This window comes from Providencia sp. PROV175, assembly GCF_032707045.1.
GTDB lineage: Bacteria > Pseudomonadota > Gammaproteobacteria > Enterobacterales > Enterobacteriaceae > Providencia > Providencia hangzhouensis.
Genome location: NZ_CP120533.1, coordinates 1,891,708 through 1,909,328 on the forward strand (window position 1 = coordinate 1,891,708; position 17,621 = coordinate 1,909,328).

General features: G+C 37.7%; 9 protein-coding genes and 2 tRNA genes. 5 read left to right on the forward strand and 6 right to left on the reverse strand.

The genetic code is table 11. The annotated features are described in order from the left end of the window. Positions 1-2: 2 nt before the first annotated feature. The 3 genes from nrdB to ubiG all read right to left on the reverse strand — a co-directional run bounded on the left by nrdB (position 3) and on the right by ubiG (position 4,523). Positions 3-1,139, reverse strand: coding sequence for a class Ia ribonucleoside-diphosphate reductase subunit beta (nrdB, locus tag P3L44_RS08275; RefSeq protein WP_004259897.1), 1,137 nt, complete (start codon positions 1,137-1,139; stop codon positions 3-5). Positions 1,140-1,150: 11 nt separating this feature from the next. Next, positions 1,151-3,442, reverse strand: a complete 2,292-nt coding sequence (gene nrdA, locus P3L44_RS08280; RefSeq protein ID WP_004259904.1) for a class 1a ribonucleoside-diphosphate reductase subunit alpha — start codon at positions 3,440-3,442, stop codon at positions 1,151-1,153. Positions 3,443-3,800: 358 nt separating this feature from the next. Then, positions 3,801-4,523, reverse strand: coding sequence for a bifunctional 2-polyprenyl-6-hydroxyphenol methylase/3-demethylubiquinol 3-O-methyltransferase UbiG (ubiG, locus tag P3L44_RS08285; RefSeq protein WP_004259907.1), 723 nt, complete (start codon positions 4,521-4,523; stop codon positions 3,801-3,803). Between the two features lie 308 nt (positions 4,524-4,831). On the opposite strand from ubiG, the gene gyrA reads away from it, so the two are divergent. Together gyrA and rcsC are read left to right on the forward strand one after the other, a co-directional pair. Beyond that, complete coding sequence (gyrA, locus tag P3L44_RS08290; protein WP_201276746.1) at positions 4,832-7,447, forward strand: DNA topoisomerase (ATP-hydrolyzing) subunit A; 2,616 nt, start codon at positions 4,832-4,834, stop codon at positions 7,445-7,447. Between the two features lie 213 nt (positions 7,448-7,660). Next, complete coding sequence (rcsC, locus tag P3L44_RS08295; protein ID WP_284183181.1) at positions 7,661-10,447, forward strand: two-component system sensor histidine kinase RcsC; 2,787 nt, start codon at positions 7,661-7,663, stop codon at positions 10,445-10,447. A gap of 78 nt (positions 10,448-10,525) precedes the next feature. Here the strand turns inward: rcsC and rcsB are convergent, their stop codons facing one another. Both rcsB and rcsD read right to left on the reverse strand, forming a co-directional pair. Further along, complete coding sequence (gene rcsB / locus P3L44_RS08300; RefSeq protein ID WP_004259923.1) at positions 10,526-11,176, reverse strand: response regulator transcription factor RcsB; 651 nt, start codon at positions 11,174-11,176, stop codon at positions 10,526-10,528. A 1-nt stretch (position 11,177) separates the two neighbouring features. After that, on the reverse strand, positions 11,178-13,871 hold the full coding sequence (gene rcsD, locus P3L44_RS08305; RefSeq protein ID WP_272662203.1) for a phosphotransferase RcsD: 2,694 nt from the start codon (positions 13,869-13,871) through the stop codon (positions 11,178-11,180). A 213-nt stretch (positions 13,872-14,084) separates the two neighbouring features. On the opposite strand from rcsD, the gene P3L44_RS08310 reads away from it, so the two are divergent. From P3L44_RS08310 to lpxL, 3 genes are all read left to right on the forward strand, one after another. Beyond that, positions 14,085-14,172: transfer RNA gene (locus P3L44_RS08310), tRNA-Ser, on the forward strand. 5 nt (positions 14,173-14,177) lie between these two features. Beyond that, positions 14,178-14,253: transfer RNA gene (locus P3L44_RS08315), tRNA-Thr, on the forward strand. Between the two features lie 569 nt (positions 14,254-14,822). Continuing rightward, positions 14,823-15,746 (forward strand): LpxL/LpxP family Kdo(2)-lipid IV(A) lauroyl/palmitoleoyl acyltransferase, encoded by a 924-nt coding sequence (gene lpxL / locus P3L44_RS08320; RefSeq protein ID WP_004259939.1) that lies wholly within the window; start codon positions 14,823-14,825, stop codon positions 15,744-15,746. A 479-nt stretch (positions 15,747-16,225) separates the two neighbouring features. Here lpxL and gltP read toward each other — a convergent pair whose 3' ends face one another. After that, positions 16,226-17,533, reverse strand: a complete 1,308-nt coding sequence (gltP, locus tag P3L44_RS08325; protein WP_004259943.1) for a glutamate/aspartate:proton symporter GltP — start codon at positions 17,531-17,533, stop codon at positions 16,226-16,228. Positions 17,534-17,621 lie beyond the last annotated feature (88 nt).

Genomic DNA, 17,621 nt, shown 5'->3' on the forward strand with positions numbered 1-17,621 from the left:
GCTTATAGTTCGAAGTCGCTCAAATCGTCGGTATCGACTTGAGAGTCAATTTGGCCGACTAAATAAGAACTGACTTCAACCTCTTGAGGCGCAACTTGTACGTTGTCAGACACCAACCATGCGTTGATCCATGGAATTGGGTTTGAACGCGTTTCAAATGGCAATTTCAGACCGACAGCTTGCATGCGAATATTAGTAATATATTCAACATATTGGCATAAAATATCTTTATTTAAACCAATCATAGAGCCTTCGCTGAATAGGTAGTCGGCCCACTCTTTCTCTTGCTCTGCCGCTTGAACGAATAAGTCATAACATTCTTGCTCGCACTCTGCCGCGATTTCTGCCATTTCTGGGTCATCTTGCCCCGAACGTAACAGGTTCAACATGTGTTGTGTACCAGTTAAGTGCAGTGCTTCATCACGTGCGATCAGTTTGATGATTTTAGCATTTCCTTCCATTAGCTCGCGTTCAGCAAACGCAAATGAACAGGCGAAGCTAACATAGAAACGAATTGCTTCGAGCGCATTAACGCTCATTAGGCACAGGTACAGCTGCTTCTTCAACTGACGCAGAGAAACAGTAACTTGCTTACCGTTGCAAGTATGCGTGCCTTCACCAAACATATGATAGTAATTGGTCATTTCGATCAGGTCATCGTAAAAACCAGAAATATCTTTAGCACGTTTTAAAATTTCTTCATTTTCAACGATATCGTCAAAAATAATGGCAGGGTCATTCACAATATTACGAATAATATGTGTATACGAACGTGAGTGGATAGTTTCAGAAAACGCCCACGTTTCAACCCAAGTTTCCAGTTCAGGAATCGAAATCAGTGGCAATAATGCCACATTAGGGCTGCGGCCCTGAATAGAGTCCAGCAGCGTTTGGTATTTCAGATTACTGATAAAGATATGCTTTTCGTGATCTGGCAGCGCATTATAGTCAATACGGTCGCGAGAGACATCAACCTCTTCAGGGCGCCAGAAAAACGACAGTTGTTTTTCAATCAGCTTTTCAAAAATAGGGTACTTTTGCTGATCATAACGCGCCACGTTAACGGGTTGGCCGAAAAACATCGGCTCCAGCATTTGGTCATTTTTTTTCTGTGAAAACGTTGTATATGTGTGTGACATAACAATTCCTATTAAATTTTACACGCGCCGCCTTCGCAATCGGAATCCGCTGACTCAACAACTTCTTCCAGATCGCCCTGAACATCTTCCGCCCCATCGCGAGTGTTATGGTAGTAAAGTGTTTTCACACCAAACTTATAGGCGAGCAATAAATCTTTTAGCAATTGGTTCATTGGCACTTTACCGCTCTCAAAACGAGTTGGGTCATAGTTTGTGTTAGCAGAAATCGACTGGTCGATAAATTTCTGCATGATACCAACGAGTTGTAAGTAGCCACTATTTGAAGGCATTTGCCACAGTAGCTCATAAGCACCTTTCAGATTTTCGTAATCAGGCACCACTTGGCGCAAGATACCATCTTTAGAGGCTTTAATACTGATATAACCACGCGGTGGTTCAATACCATTAGTTGCGTTAGAAATCTGTGATGATGTCTCTGAAGGCATCAATGCAGACAGTGTCGAGTTACGCAGACCATGTTGTTTAATTTCTTGGCGTAACGCTTCCCAATCGTAATGTAAAGGTTCATTAGTTAACTTATCGAGCTCTTTTTTATAGGTATCGATAGGCAAAACGCCTTGTGCATAGGTTGTTTCGTTGAACCATGGGCAAGCACCTTGCTCTTTTGCTAACTCATTCGAGGCTTTTAATAGATAATACTGAATGGCTTCGAATGTTTTATGCGTTAAGTTGTTTGCACTGCCATCAGAATAACGAACACCGTGCTTCGCGAGATAATAAGCGTAGTTAATCACGCCAATACCTAATGTACGACGGCCCATTGAGCCTTGTTTAGCCGCAATGATTGGGTAATCTTGGTAATCAAGTAGCGCATCGAGTGCACGAACAGCTAATATTGCTAGCTCTTCTAATTCATCTAGACTATCAATCGCCCCTAAGTTAAATGCCGATAATGTACACAGCGCAATTTCACCATTTTCGTCATTTATATTATTTAATGGCTTAGTTGGCAGCGCAATTTCTAAACATAAGTTCGATTGACGAACAGGCGCAATCTGCGGGTCAAATGGGCTATGTGTATTACAGTGGTCAACGTTTTGAATATAAATACGGCCAGTAGACGCACGCTCTTGCATCATTAATGAAAATAGCTCAACCGCTTTAACGCTCGATTTACGAATATTTTCATCTTGCTCATATTTCACATATAGACGTTCAAATTCGTCTTGATCTGCGAAAAAGGCGTCATAAAGACCCGGAACGTCCGATGGGCTGAATAATGTAATGTCTTGGTTTTTAATCAGACGCTCATACATTAACTTGTTTAATTGCACACCGTAATCCATATGGCGAACACGGTTACCTTCAACCCCACGGTTATTCTTTAGAACCAGTAAGCTTTCTACTTCAAGGTGCCAAATAGGGTAGAACAAGGTTGCAGCGCCACCGCGAACACCACCTTGCGAACATGATTTAACCGCAGTTTGGAAGTGTTTATAGAATGGAATACAACCCGTATGGAAAGCTTCTCCACCACGAATTGGGCTGCCTAATGCACGGATACGGCCTGCATTCACCCCAATCCCTGCACGTTGTGAGACATATTTCACAATTGCGCTTGAGGTTGCATTGATAGAATCTAAGCTGTCACCACACTCAATCAGTACGCAAGAGCTGAATTGACGTGTAGGCGTACGTACCCCCGCCATAATCGGCGTAGGTAATGAAATTTTGAATGTTGAAACGGCATCATAGAAACGACGGATATAATCGAGGCGTGTTTCTTTTGGATAATGTGAAAATAGGCAAGCTGCAACTAAAATATATAAAAACTGTGCGCTTTCATAGATTTCACCCGTTACACGGTTTTGAACTAAATATTTCCCTTCAAGCTGTTTTACCGCAGCATAGGAAAAATTCATATCACGCCAATGATCAATAAAGCTATCCATTTGCTCGAACTCTGCTTCAGAGTAGTCTTCCAGCAAATGCTTGTCATATTTCCCCATTTCAACGAGGTGTTTAACATGCTTATATAATGCAGGCGGTTCAAACTGGCCATAGGCTTTCTTGCGTAAGTTAAAAATAGCAAGACGGGCAGCTAGGTATTGGTAATCAGGGGTATCACCCGTAATTAAATCTGCTGCTGCTTTGATCATCGTTTCGTGAATATCAGAAGTTCTGATCCCATCATAAAACTGAATCTGTGAACGTAACTCCACTTGAGAAACGGATACGTTACTTAGGCCTTCAGCAGCCCAGGTGATTACCTTGTGGATTTTATCAAGATCAATGCGTTCTTTATGTCCATCACGCTTTGTGACTAACAGACTCTGGTTCATGAGCAAGTACACCTTGGTTGAACTACAAATAGTTTAAAATAAACATAAAAAAGCTCATGGTGTAATGCCATGAGACTAGTTGTATTATGTTTTGTTGTACCACTATATGTAGTAGTTTGTTTAGAATACCATAACAAGATAATGTTAATATGTGATTTTATCAAGTGAACAAATTAGAGGGATCTTGTGGATAACTGGTTGGATAAGAAAAGTGATCATGTCGGTAAGCTGCATGGTAAAAGGCATTAATAAAAAAAATGCTTCCGACATGAGGACTAAAATAAATTTTGTAAAATGCGATCGTTTGCTGCTTTCTTAAACGTAGTGCTTGTGATTTATTCTTTTCACGACTAAATGACTATTCGTTTACCGTATGCAGCATATAGTTTACATCAACATTTGGCCCAAGCCAGAACTTGTCTGTTAATGGATTATAATGCAACCCTATGATATGTTTATCTTTTAATTGTGTGCCGTCAATCCAATTAATTAACTCAGAAGGGCGAATAAACTTGTTTGCGTCATGAGTGCCTTTTGGGACGATTTTCATTATATATTCAGCAGCAACCACAGCCATTAGCCATGCTTTTTTATTACGGTTGATGGTTGAAAAAATTACGTGTCCACCCGGTTTGACTAATTTTGCGCAAGCCCTAACGACAGACTGAGGGTCCGGAACATGTTCAAGCATCTCCATACACGTGACAACATCATAGGCTTGAGGGTGCTTGTCTGCATGTTGTTCAACGGTTTCTTGTACATATTCAACTGGAATGCCGGACTCAAGAGAATGTAAGCGAGCAACCATTAAAGGCTCGGCACCCATATCAAGACCGGTGACTTCTGCACCTTCACGCGCCATACTTTCCGATAAAATGCCACCGCCGCAGCCAACATCAAGAATTTTTTTACCGAAAATACCGTCTACACGCTGCATAATATAACCTAAGCGTAATGGATTGATGCGATGTAGTGGGGCGAATTCCCCTTCTAAGTCCCACCAACGTGAGGCAATGGACTCGAATTTTTCGATTTCTTGCTTATCGACGTTAAGGTAGGTTGGGGTTTGGGTGTCATTCATACAAAGAAGCTCCTATTTTTAACCTATTACCCGAAAGCCTATTAACGATAGTTATATTTAAACTGTATTTAAACTATGTTTAATAGGGGGAATAGTAGCCCGACAAGCATTGATGGCTAAAATGTAAACAACAATGTAATTATTGCAGTTATTAATTGATAAACCTTCAAGTTTCGGACACATAAACTTAATTTTCCGCTATTATACATAGCTTGGAAGACAAATACCCGTCTCTTATTTTTATTAAATTGGCGAATTGTGGTATAGTTCTACTCTTTGAATCCGAAGTTATGAGGGACAGTGGTTCCATGAGCGAGATTGCCAGAGAAATCACACCAGTTAATATCGAAGAAGAGCTTAAAAGTTCGTATTTGGATTATGCAATGTCCGTTATTGTCGGCCGTGCGCTTCCAGATGTTCGAGATGGACTGAAGCCAGTACACCGCAGAGTACTGTATGCGATGAATGTATTGGGAAATGATTGGAATAAACCCTATAAAAAATCTGCCCGTATTGTTGGGGACGTCATCGGTAAATACCATCCACATGGTGATATCGCTGTTTACGAGACAATTGTTCGTCTTGCACAGCCTTTCTCAATGCGTTACATGCTGGTTGATGGTCAGGGAAACTTCGGTTCAGTTGACGGAGACTCCGCTGCGGCAATGCGTTATACGGAAATCCGTATGGCGAAAATTGCCCATGAGCTACTTGCTGACCTTGAAAAAGAAACCGTTGATTTCGTTCCAAACTATGACGGAACAGAGCAAATTCCTGAAGTCATGCCAACGAAAATTCCAAACCTTTTGGTTAATGGGTCGTCTGGTATTGCGGTTGGGATGGCAACCAATATTCCTCCTCACAATTTAGGGGAAGTGATTAATGGTTGTCTTGCTTATATAGAAGATGAAGACATCAGTATTGAAGGTTTAATGGAACACATTCCAGGGCCTGATTTCCCAACAGCGGCTATTATCAACGGCCGTCGTGGGATTATTGATGCATATCGTACAGGACGTGGCAAGGTCTATATCCGTGCAAGCGCTGAAGTGGAAGTCGATGAGAAAAATGGTCGCGAAACCATTATTGTCAGCGAAATCCCTTATCAAGTGAATAAAGCTCGCTTGATTGAAAAAATTGCAGAGTTAGTTAAAGACAAACGTGTTGAAGGAATCAGTGCACTGCGTGACGAGTCGGATAAAGACGGTATGCGCATTGTTATTGAAGTTAAACGCGATGCTGTGGGTGAAGTTGTCCTGAACAACTTATATTCCTTGACTCAATTGCAAGTTTCTTTTGGTATCAATATGGTGGCTCTACATCAAGGGCAACCGAAAATACTGAATTTAAAAGATATCATTGCTGCTTTTGTGCGTCACCGTCGTGAAGTTGTCACTCGTCGTACGATTTTCGAATTGCGTAAAGCGCGTGACCGTGCTCATATCCTTGAAGCACTGGCAATCGCACTTGCTAATATTGACCCAATTATTGAATTGATCCGTAAAGCACCAACACCGGCTGAAGCTAAAGCAGGGTTGATTGCACGTTCTTGGGATCTGGGTAATGTAGCGGCAATGCTAGAGCGTGCAGGTGATGACGCAGCTCGTCCTGAGTGGTTAGAACCACAGTTCGGTGTTCATGAGGGGCAATATTTCCTGACTGAGCAACAAGCCCAAGCTATTTTGGATTTACGTCTCCAAAAATTAACCGGTCTTGAGCACGAAAAACTACTGGAAGAGTACCGTGATCTTCTAGTACAAATTGAAGCTTTACTGTTTATTTTACGTAGTCCTGAACGTTTGATGGAAGTGATTCGCGAAGAGTTAGAAATTATTCGTGATACTTATAATGATCCTCGTCGTACAGAAATTACAGAAAATACCGCAGACATCAATATTGAAGATTTGATCAATCAAGAAGATGTGGTAGTGACATTATCTCACCAAGGTTATGTGAAATATCAGCCTCTGTCTGATTACGAAGCACAGCGCCGTGGTGGTAAAGGTAAATCTGCTGCACGAACAAAAGACGAAGACTTCATTGAACGCTTATTGGTCGCCAATACGCACGACACCATCTTGTGTTTCTCAAGTCGTGGGCGTTTGTATTGGATGAAAGTTTATCAGTTGCCAGAAGCGAGTCGTGGTGCTCGTGGTCGTCCAATTGTTAACTTATTGCCACTTGAGCAAGATGAACGCATTACTGCTATCTTACCTGTACGTGAATATGAAGAGGGTTATAACGTCTTCATGGCAACGGCGAGTGGTACTGTGAAGAAAACACCTTTACAAGAGTTTAGCCGCCCAAGAAGTGCCGGTATTATTGCAGTGAACTTGAATGAAGGTGATGAACTGATTGGGGTTGATTTAACCGATGGTTCAAATGAAGTCATGCTGTTCTCTGCACAAGGTAAAGTTGTGCGCTTCGCTGAAGATGCTGTTCGCCCAATGGGACGTACTGCAACGGGTGTTCGTGGAATTAAATTAATGGATAACGATAAAGTCGTATCCTTGATCATTCCACGTGGTGAAGGCCATATCTTAACTGTCACAGAAAATGGTTATGGTAAACGTACTGAAGAAGCAGAATACCCAACTAAATCGCGTGCAACTCAAGGGGTTATCTCTATCAAAGTGAGTGAGCGTAACGGTAATGTTGTTGGAGCTATTCAAGTTGATGAAACTGACCAAATCATGATGATTACGGATGCCGGCACATTAGTTCGTACCCGTGTATCTGAAGTGAGCGTCGTTGGCCGTAATACGCAAGGTGTGACCTTGATTAGAACAGCTGAAGATGAAAAAGTGGTTGGTTTACAACGTGTTGCTGAAACAGATGATGATGAAAATAATGATGATGAGAATGCGATTGAAAACACTGAAGAAAACGGTGTTGATGATGCAAATATCGACGATCAAGAGTAATTATCGCGTTTAATTTAATGAACGGGTAGCATATTAGCTGCCCGTTTTAGTTTCTAGTCTAAATTTCTTAGTTTTATTACTTTTCATGTCTGTCGCTTTTTTATTATGTAATCGAGTATAATTAGCGATCATCGTATCGAATATACAGGAAAACGCTTGAGATACTTACCCTCGTTTAAAACATCACTTAGACTTTCTCGGGATTTATTTCGTATCCTCGGCTTGATGTTGTGGGGCATGGGTGCTTTTATCACTTTATTTTTCCTTTATTCGCAATTTAATGAATACAAATCTGATCTTCGCCAGCAGTTCTATTCTGGGTATGAAAACCTACAAGTCTATATACAGCAAACGGCGGCGACACTGAATTCTATTCAGTCGATGACTGATCTGTACCAAATAAAGCTGCAAGAATCGACAGAGGAAAATACTTTTACGAGTAAATTTATGGAATTGCCAAATGCCTCTAATTACTCGTTCTATAAATTAACTCCGAATACGGATTGTGATCATTTTAGGGATAAAGCTGAAAACTATTTGCAGGCTTTTGAACAACTGAATTATTTTTGGAAAGAGAGTATTGCAGCGCCTCAAGCTTTAAACCATGTCTTTTTAGTGGGTTCGAAAAGTTATTGTCTGGTGGATTATCCTATTCGTTCTACAATATCGGATATAGAAATACTAAAAAAAGTTAGCTACGAAAGTGTGCGAACTTATCAAGGTTTAAGGCTACAAGGTAAAGAGCGTAAGCTATTTACCATTACGCATGGTGCTCAGCCGGATTATGGGCAGGTTTACTTAATTCAAGCAATCAAGCACGATAATCTGCTCCCCGCATTTATTGGGTTAGAACGTTCAATTAATTTAAATCAGTTTAATATACGGCGAAATAAGGCTATCGAAATATTGATAATTAACGACTATAACCAGCCTGTTTTATATTCACCTACAGATATCAATCCTAAGAGCTCTGCATTGCTCAATATTTCTGAGCCTTCATTTTTCGGTTTTAACTCAGATTACTCAAAATTAATCTTCAAAAAAAGGTTAGCACCTTCTCAAATTACGGTCATTTTCTCAATTGCGACGTCGGAAATATTAGCGAGTTTAGAAAACACCATTTTTTACGGTATCCTCCTAAATATTTTTACGGGTGGGCTGATTTTCTTTTTAATTTGGTTACTTGAAAGGAAAATGCTAGAACCCGCAGAGAACACTGCGATACGGCTTGAGGAACATGAACAATTCAACCACAAAATTGTAGCATCAGCACCGGTCGGTATCATCATTTTAAGATTAACAGATGGTGGTAATATTCTCAGTAATGAATTAGCCCATGACTATTTTCGGCTGTTAAATGATGATGATAAACAGCGAATATTGACAATTATTCGCCAAAAATCGAGCAATTATATAGATGTGGTGACAACCAACGGCACACACTTACAAATTAGCTTTGTAAACTCTCGATACCAAAATGAAGATGTCGCTATTTGTGTATTAGTCGACATTAGCATTCGTGTTCAAATGGAAAAATCGCTACAAGATGTAGCCGATGCGGCGGAACAAGCAAACCATGCTAAGTCAATGTTTTTAGCGACAGTTAGTCATGAATTAAGAACGCCGTTATATGGAATTATTGGTAATATAGAATTACTACAACGTTATGAATTACCGGAGAAAGCAACACGCTTAGTCTCAACTATGGATAATTCATCTTCACTTTTATTGCAGATTATTAGTGATATTTTAGACTTTTCGAAAATTGAATCTAAGCAATTGAAAATAGAAAGCAAATTGTTTAATTGTCGAGAGGTTTTTGCGTTTGTATTAGCAAACTACCTGCCATTAGTCACGAAGAAAAAAATATCTTTATATTCCTTTATTGAGCCTAATATACCTGATCTCATTTTGAATGACCCTGTTCGTTTACAACAAGTGATTTCTAACATTGTTAATAATAGTATTAAGTTTACAGAATCAGGTTTTGTATTGCTTTATGTATGGAAAGATGAGAATTATTTAAAGATTGAAATACGTGATTCAGGGATTGGAATGACACATGCGGTGGTCATGAAGTTGTTTGATCCATTCTTTCAAGTTTATGACCAAAATAATATGGGCCATAAAGGAACTGGTTTAGGTCTAGCTATTTGCGAAAAACTGGTTAACCTCATGGATGGTGACATTGAGGTCAGTTCCCAAATTGGACTTGGTAGTTCATTTACTATTCGAATTCCTTTATATGGTCAAGAATATCTTAAGAAAAATATTCCAGAATACCGGGCTCATTATCGGATTGCTGTTTCGTGTCGAAATGAATTTTTAATGAACTTTCTTTTGCGTTTATTAGGTCAAGAACAATTTTCTGTTGTCCGCCATAATACAACGGATAAGACACAACATTATGATCTCTTAATAACTGATTATGAGCAGGCTGAAAGGGGCATTTGTGAACATCATATCCAATTATCAAGTATTTATGCCGGTGAACTCCATCAAATAAAACAAAACCAGTGGATTTATAATACATATCAATTAGATAAATTACCTATCTTAATTGATAAAGCCATCATGAAAACGGCCGAACAATCGCTGAAAAATAGTACAGTAAATCCATCATTGGTTGCTGACCATTCGTTAAGTGAACATCATGTATTAATTGTCGATGACCATCCAATTAATAGAGCATTATTGAGTGAACAATTAGCGACTATCGGTTTTACTACAGGCACAGCGATAGATGGGCTAGATGCATTAAAATATTTAGATAATCATCATGTTGATATTGTTTTAACGGATGTAAATATGCCAAATATGGATGGCTACCAGTTAGCAAAGGAACTGCGTCGTTTAGAGTTCAATTTACCCGTTATCGCATTAACTGCGAATGCAATGGCAGAAGAAAAGCAACGCTGTATTAACGCAGGAATGAATGATTGTTTATCAAAACCGACAACAATTGCAATTTTACGTGAGACTTTGACGCGCTATTGTTGAATGTGAGTAAAAAAGGACGCAAAAATAAAAACCCATAACTGGGTTTTTATTGGCGTAGTCTTATAGTTAAAATGAAATTTACTCTGAAGGCGAGTTATCAATACTGACAGAAGAAAGGTAATTCAGTAGCGCTATATCATTTTCAACACCTAATTTCAGCATAGCTGATTTTTTCTGGCTACTGATTGTTTTTATACTGCGGTTAAGTTTCTTTGCAATTTCAGTGACCAAAAAACCTTCAGCAAACAAACGTAGCACTTCACTTTCTTTTGGTGATAAACGTTTATCGCCATAGCCGCTTGCATTGACTTTTTCTAACAGTTTGCTCACGCTTTCTGGTGTGAATTTTTTGCCTTTCTGTAAAGCCGCTAAAGCTTTAGGTAAATCAGCTGGCGCACCTTGTTTTAACACAATTCCTTCAATATCCAGCTCTAAAATAGCGCTAAGAATGGCAGGGTTATTGTTCATAGTGAGAACAATAATTGACAGGTCAGGATAATGCCGCTTGATGTATTTGATTAAAGTAATACCATCGCCATATTTGTCACCTGGCATAGATAAATCAGTAACTAGTACGTCTGCGTTTAAACGTGCTAAGTTATTAATCAAAGAGGTTGAGTCCTCAAATTCCCCTACGATATTCACCCATTCAATTTGTTCAAGTGATTTTCTGATGCCGAAAAGAACGATAGGGTGATCATCGGCAACAATGACATTTAGGTTATTCATATTATTGGTTACCTTCTGGCATTAGTTTTTTGACTGAATTATCCAGCACGCTAATGCAATTTTTTATTTCCAATCCGTTTTCATCTGCTATGTAACGCTCCAAATCTTCACAAAGTTCATGAAGATAAGTAAATTCGAGCATAGCAAAAACTCCTTTTAAACGATGTGCAGTGTTTTTCAATTCGGTCAAATCCTCAACACTTTCACTATTATACAGTTTATTAATATCTATCGGTACTGTTGTGATAAACAAATCTCGATATCCGCTATTTGCCAGTGCTAATTGATAACTTGTAATTGCATTTTCAATTGATTCATTCGAGTTCTGTGAAAGCGCTTGAGTACTAACATGGTCTGGAGGCAAAATATCAGCATGTTCATGCTCTGCGTTTTCGATCAATAATGAGATAGCATCAATTAATTCATCAGCAAAATTGTAGTTAGTTTCGATATAATGAGGTTGTAATTGATTAATCCCTAAAAGAGTACCATTTACTTTAACAATATTTTCAAAACATTCCTCATTATTATCAGTTATCAAAAGATCCCAGTCGGTGTGAGGGGAGCTTTCACTTAAGTCCAAATATTCTGCTCCATAATTTGTTAATATGTTCCTAACAATCCGTGAGATATCTGCATTATGTATATTTAAGCGTATACAAACATCTTCCAATAAAGCTGGGAAGTCTTTGACGAGCATTTTTTTAACTGCAGGAAGCGTAATTTCATAATGAGTGCCTATTGCATCACTAGAACGAATAGAAAAAGTACCATTCATTTTTTTAACCAGTAACTTACATAAATAAAATGTTATGCCTGAACGCGTAAAGTTAGAAGCATTCAAAATTTGCCCAGTAAAAGGACTGTGTAAATTACTAAGCTCAAGATTACTGACCCCAGTTCCACTGTCTTTAATACTCAATAAAATTACATTTTTATTGGCATCATAAGATAACGCGAATGAAATTTTTCCAAAAGAGGTTGTCGCAATAGAATAATCCCAAATTAGTTGTATTAACTGTTTTAAATAATCAGGGTTTGCCATGATCAGTGAATCTGGATTGAGATTATTATGAAAATAAAGTGCTAACCCCTTGTTATTGCATTGGGATAAATTTTGTTTCAAAAACTCGCTAACAAGATTACTGATAGAAACGTTTTCAGTTTTTACTGAGCTAGCTTGAGACTCAAGCTGATTTAATAAGTTAATGTTTTTAAACCAGCGATTGATATAAAAAAGCTGACTTTCAATTTCTAAAATAAATGCGCGGTTATTTACGCTGACTATTCCGGATAATTTAGTTAATTGTTCATCCACCTTAATTAGTGAGGGTAATATCTCAGTACACATATTCTCAAATACAATCTTACGCATGTGAATATTTTTTTTGTACTCACGATTCGCTAATTCTTGACGTTTTTGGGTCAAGGCTTCTTTGTCTTTGTCGATAATAATAAAGAGAACGGTATTGGGTTTTGTCATGCTATTGACAAGAATAACTTCATAGATAATATTCTCGATAGAAACTTGGATAACATCATGGTTTTCTATCGCCATTTCTTTAATGTGAATAAGATCCATAGAAGGTAATAACTGGTTAGCAATATCATTACTCAGAATCTTTTTGTTAGTATTAAAGTCATAAACCAAAATACCGTATGAAATATGGCTGATAATATCGCTTGTCAATGATTCATTAAAACTCAGCTCTTGCAACATATTTGTATTGGGCGAAATAAGGCGCTTACGAATGAATAGCATGATCAGTAAAGCGAAGAAGATCATAATAAGCATGCCTGTCATTAGCCATAAGTTATAGCCAATAACATTAAAGATAATGCTTTTTAATGAGACATGGTAATAAAGTTGATAGCTGGTGCCATCAATAGGGTGGGAGAAAATGAGGTTAGTTCCGACCCAAGTTGTATGAGGTTCATTGCTTCCTGTGCTTGCAGGGCGTGTATTAATCGTAAAAAAATCCCCATTTAAATTTGGAGGGATCAGTGAATTGATAGAAATATCAAAGGATATGACACTCGTTAGCTGCCCTGGAGAATTAAACATTAGCCGGTAAGTATAGTAAAAAAGGTTATCGGGGGAGTACTTTTGAATATTTGAAATTATTTCCCGTCGGTCTAATAATGTTGATTGAGTCAACATATCAGCACGTTTTTCTTCAGCAGTTAATGTGAGATAACTTTCTTTAAAGCGTAGCTCAGGTTTAAGAATTGAATGAGTGGTCACTAAGACTAGGGTATTGTCTAAGCCATTGAGATAATACATTGAGTTATATTCATTACGGGCTCCCCAGACAATCTCCATATAATTTGCAAGTTTAGATGCTAAAACATTACTACTTTGCTTATTATTGCCAAATACAATAGCATCGATGGATTGGTTGGCACTACTTAGCCAAAAAATATCATGGCGTATTCCTGTCACGGCAAGCTGATCAGCGGATGGGGTAGAGGATTTATTATTGGCAATTTTGTAGATATGGCTTGCTTGATAACGATAATCTTCGATTTGATACGCTAACTGACTAGCCATACTGTTCAAACTAGCCTGACGGCTTTGAACCAATGCTTGATAGTAGTTAAATAGTGATAAACAAAGCATCACTATCAGCAGTAAAATAAATGCTGCGAAAATACGAAAAAGAGTGTTTGGCTTTAATAATGATTGTTTGTACATACTGTAGCAAGTCGTCCCATCGGCAAAAGTATTATTAGGTTAAAAATCATACGCCTAGAGAAAGGATAGACACCGATTTTGCACAGATATTACCATTTTTCTTGGAAAAGAGAGAGCGATTGAGTGAAGATTAGCCAAACGAAGTAAAAAAATCAATTTTTTTACTTTCAGGGGTAGACAAGTTGCTGGGATTCCTCCATAATCGCGCCCCATGGAGAGATGGCCGAGCGGTCGAAGGCAGCGGTCTTGAAAACCGCCGATGGGAAACCATCCTAGAGTTCGAATCTCTATCTCTCCGCCATATTCGCCGGCTTAGCTCAGTTGGTAGAGCAACTGACTTGTAATCAGTAGGTCACCAGTTCGACTCCGGTAGCCGGCACCAAATAAGAACCCGTTACATTTCATAGATGTAACGGGTTTTTTCTTGCTTGTAATCCATATTATTTAACTACCTTAAGTCGCTGATGTGACAAACTTCTGGCTCCATCACCAAAAGAACATCAATTTTTCTTTCCATCGCTGATTGTGGTGGCTTCTTGAAAGCACCAATAAAAAGTAACGATTAAATTGACAAAAATCAGCAAAAAAATTCGCAAAATGACAAAAGTGCATATTAATAGTGAGATTAATTAAGCCATATATGTGATAATTTTATCTGTTCCTTGCAGTTTAAGTGATTATGTTATTGGCCTAACCGATGCATAGTTTTGATGAATAGAAAACGAACTTCACAGAGCTATTTATTAATTAGCCATATTAAAAATCAAATATTGCTTAATGGCTTGGAAAGATTATTCGGCTGTTATCTACTCGAAAGGGAGATGAACTGCAAGGTATTCAGATAGTTATGGGTGAAAACCCATCTTGTTGTAGTAATCATGTTGAATTTAAAAGACTAAATATTGTCTAAAATAGCGTGCATTCTGCAAAAGCGAAGTATTGGGAGATATAATGTACGCCAAAAACCCATTTTCACTGAAATTGGTCCACCCGAAGTATGTAGTAACTTGGGTGGGAGTTTTTATCTTATTTTTATTAGTTCAATTGCCGTATAAATGGCAAATGTGGCTTGGTGCTTTTTTAGGCAGTAATTCACGGTATTTTATTAAAAGAAGAGTATCAATCATTAAGCGAAACTTAGAATTGTGTTTCCCAAATAAAAACAAAAATGAAATAGATACTTTGGTGAATGATAACTTAAAATCTTTAGGTATCGCATTATTTGAAACTGGGATAGCCTGGTTTTGGAGTGATAAAAAAGTTAAAAAATTATTTCAAGTAAAAGGAATGTCCAATTACTTAGATGCTATTGCTAAAAATAAAGGTGTGATTATTGTTGGGGTCCATTTTATGTCACTTGAACTCGGTGGCCGGATTATGGGGCTTTGTTTTCCTGTTAATGCAATGTATCGTCCTCATAACAATAAAGCGATGGAATATATTCAGACAAAAGGACGGTGTCGTTCTGGTAAAGGAATGATTGATCGTAAAAATTTAAAATTTATGGTTCAAGAGTTAAAAAGTGGTAAATCCATATGGTTTGCACCGGACCAAGATTTTGGAAGAAAAGGCACGATATTTGCGCCGTTTTTTTCTGTCAAAAATAGTTCCACGTCAAAAGGAACCTCAATACTTGCTCAATTATCTAAATCTCCAACACTCACGGTAACATTATTGAGAAATAAGAGCGGTGCTAATTATGATTTGGTACTGGGAAAAGAAATACTAGAATACCCAAGCTCTGATGCATTACAGGATGCAACAATAATTAACTCTATCTTAGAGGTTGAAATAATGAAAGCGCCCGAGCAGTACCTTTGGGCTCATCGACGGTTTAAAACCCGGCCTGAAGGGGAAGTGTCGCTTTATAGCTAGTTTTATATTTATCTTATGGCACTTTAAAGTTCATAATAAAAAACGAGATAAACACATGTTTTATCTCGTCTATTAATAATTTATAGCCTTGTTTAGCACAAGGTTATCGTTATAACCAGCTGTGTAGCATAAAGTATGATAATGAAAATATAAAAATTACCATTAGGTGTTGGAGCACCTTTAAAAACAAAAGAAATCTTCTTACTTGATTCATTGTTTCCTGCTTTGGCGAATATAATAAACGGCTAATTAAAACTCTTTTTTAGTGTAGTTCCACTAATAATAAAATACCAATTTCCATTTAAAAAATTAAAAAAATGTGAAATAAATTACACTTAATAAGTAAAAATAACTAAGTTAATGAGTAATTAATAATAAAATATCTGGTCATTTATCACGTAAAATATGTAAAAATCGAATAGCCTTCAATAACGATGTCAACCGAAGACTATTCTAATATAGAGTTACTTTAGAATAAACTAAAAACTTTCTTCATATTCACGAGCTTTTTTATCGTCATAGTTATGTTCCCATTTGGCAATAACAAGTGCGGCTAGGGCGTTGCCTACAACGTTAAGTGCAGTACGTGCCATATCAAGAATTCTGTCAACACCCGCAATGAATGCCAATCCTTCTAGTGGGATACCGACACTTCCTAATGTGGCAAGCAGAACAACAAATGAAACTCCAGGGACACCCGCAATACCTTTAGATGTGATCATAAGGGTAAATACTAAGATTAGTTCTTGCCCAATGGAGAGTTCGATACCATAGAGTTGGGCAATAAAAATAGCAGCAATACTTTGGTATAATGTAGAGCCATCTAAGTTAAATGAATAGCCAATTGGAATAACAAAGCTTGTTACGGATTTAGGAGCGCCATATTTTTCCATTTTATCCATAATACGAGGAAGTACGGTTTCGGAACTGGCTGTTGAGTAAGCGAGCAATAACTCATCTTTTAATATTTTCATTAAAGTGAAAATATTTATTCGACAATAACGAGCGACTAATCCTAGTACAACTACAGCAAAAAATATAATTGCACAATGGACGAGGATAACAAGTTTTAATAAAGGAACTAATGATGAAAAGCCGAAGTTAGCGACGGTAACGGATATTAATGCGAAAACCCCGATTGGGGCATACATCATAATCATATTTGTTACACGGAACATTGTTTCAGAGAAAGTCTGTAATACATTGAGTAACGGTTGTTTCTTCTCTGATGGTAAAGAAGAGAGCCCCAAGCCAAATAATACAGCAAAAAAGATGACTGGTAGCATATCACCACTTGCCATCGCTGCGAAAATATTACTCGGAACTAAAGTTAAGATCGTATTAATGATCCCCGAAGGGTGGCTTTCGACTTCTTGAGTGGTTTTTTCATATTGAGAAATATCGACCTGCGTTAATTGCGACATATCGATACCAACACCAGGCTGGAATATATTGGCAAAAGAGATACCGACGATAATGGCAATTGTAGTGATAATTTCGAAATAAAGGATAGTTTTAAAGCCGAGAGAACCTAATTGCTTAGTATTACCAACCCCGGCTATTCCAACAATTAGAGTCGATATAACAATAGGAACAACAATCATTTTGATTAACTGAATAAATATTTTACCTGCCGGGGAAAGAATATTTAGAATCAACCAATCTTTGTACTCTGTATTATCATGTAAAAGTGCACCAGCAATAACACCTAAAATAAGAGCAACCAATATTTGCCATCCTAGGCCAAATTTAAACAGTTTCTTTTTAGTCACTTGGTTTAATGTCATAATGAAATCTCATTTTATATTAATAATTTTTATGTATGTGTTGTTATTATCATAAATTTTATATCGAATATTCGAGAAAACTACAACT

Bases quoted from the DNA above. Each gene is read 5' to 3' on its own strand.
- rcsD (WP_272662203.1), bottom strand. From the start codon at position 13,871: ATGTACAAACAATCATTATTAAAGCCAAACACTCTTTTTCGTATTTTC.
- lpxL (WP_004259939.1), top strand. From the start codon at position 14,823: ATGTACGCCAAAAACCCATTTTCACTGAAATTGGTCCACCCGAAGTAT.
- gyrA (WP_201276746.1), top strand. From the start codon at position 4,832: ATGAGCGAGATTGCCAGAGAAATCACACCAGTTAATATCGAAGAAGAG.
- rcsB (WP_004259923.1), bottom strand. From the start codon at position 11,176: ATGAATAACCTAAATGTCATTGTTGCCGATGATCACCCTATCGTTCTT.
- ubiG (WP_004259907.1), bottom strand. From the start codon at position 4,523: ATGAATGACACCCAAACCCCAACCTACCTTAACGTCGATAAGCAAGAA.
- nrdA (WP_004259904.1), bottom strand. From the start codon at position 3,442: ATGAACCAGAGTCTGTTAGTCACAAAGCGTGATGGACATAAAGAACGC.
- nrdB (WP_004259897.1), bottom strand. From the start codon at position 1,139: ATGTCACACACATATACAACGTTTTCACAGAAAAAAAATGACCAAATG.
- gltP (WP_004259943.1), bottom strand. From the start codon at position 17,533: ATGACATTAAACCAAGTGACTAAAAAGAAACTGTTTAAATTTGGCCTA.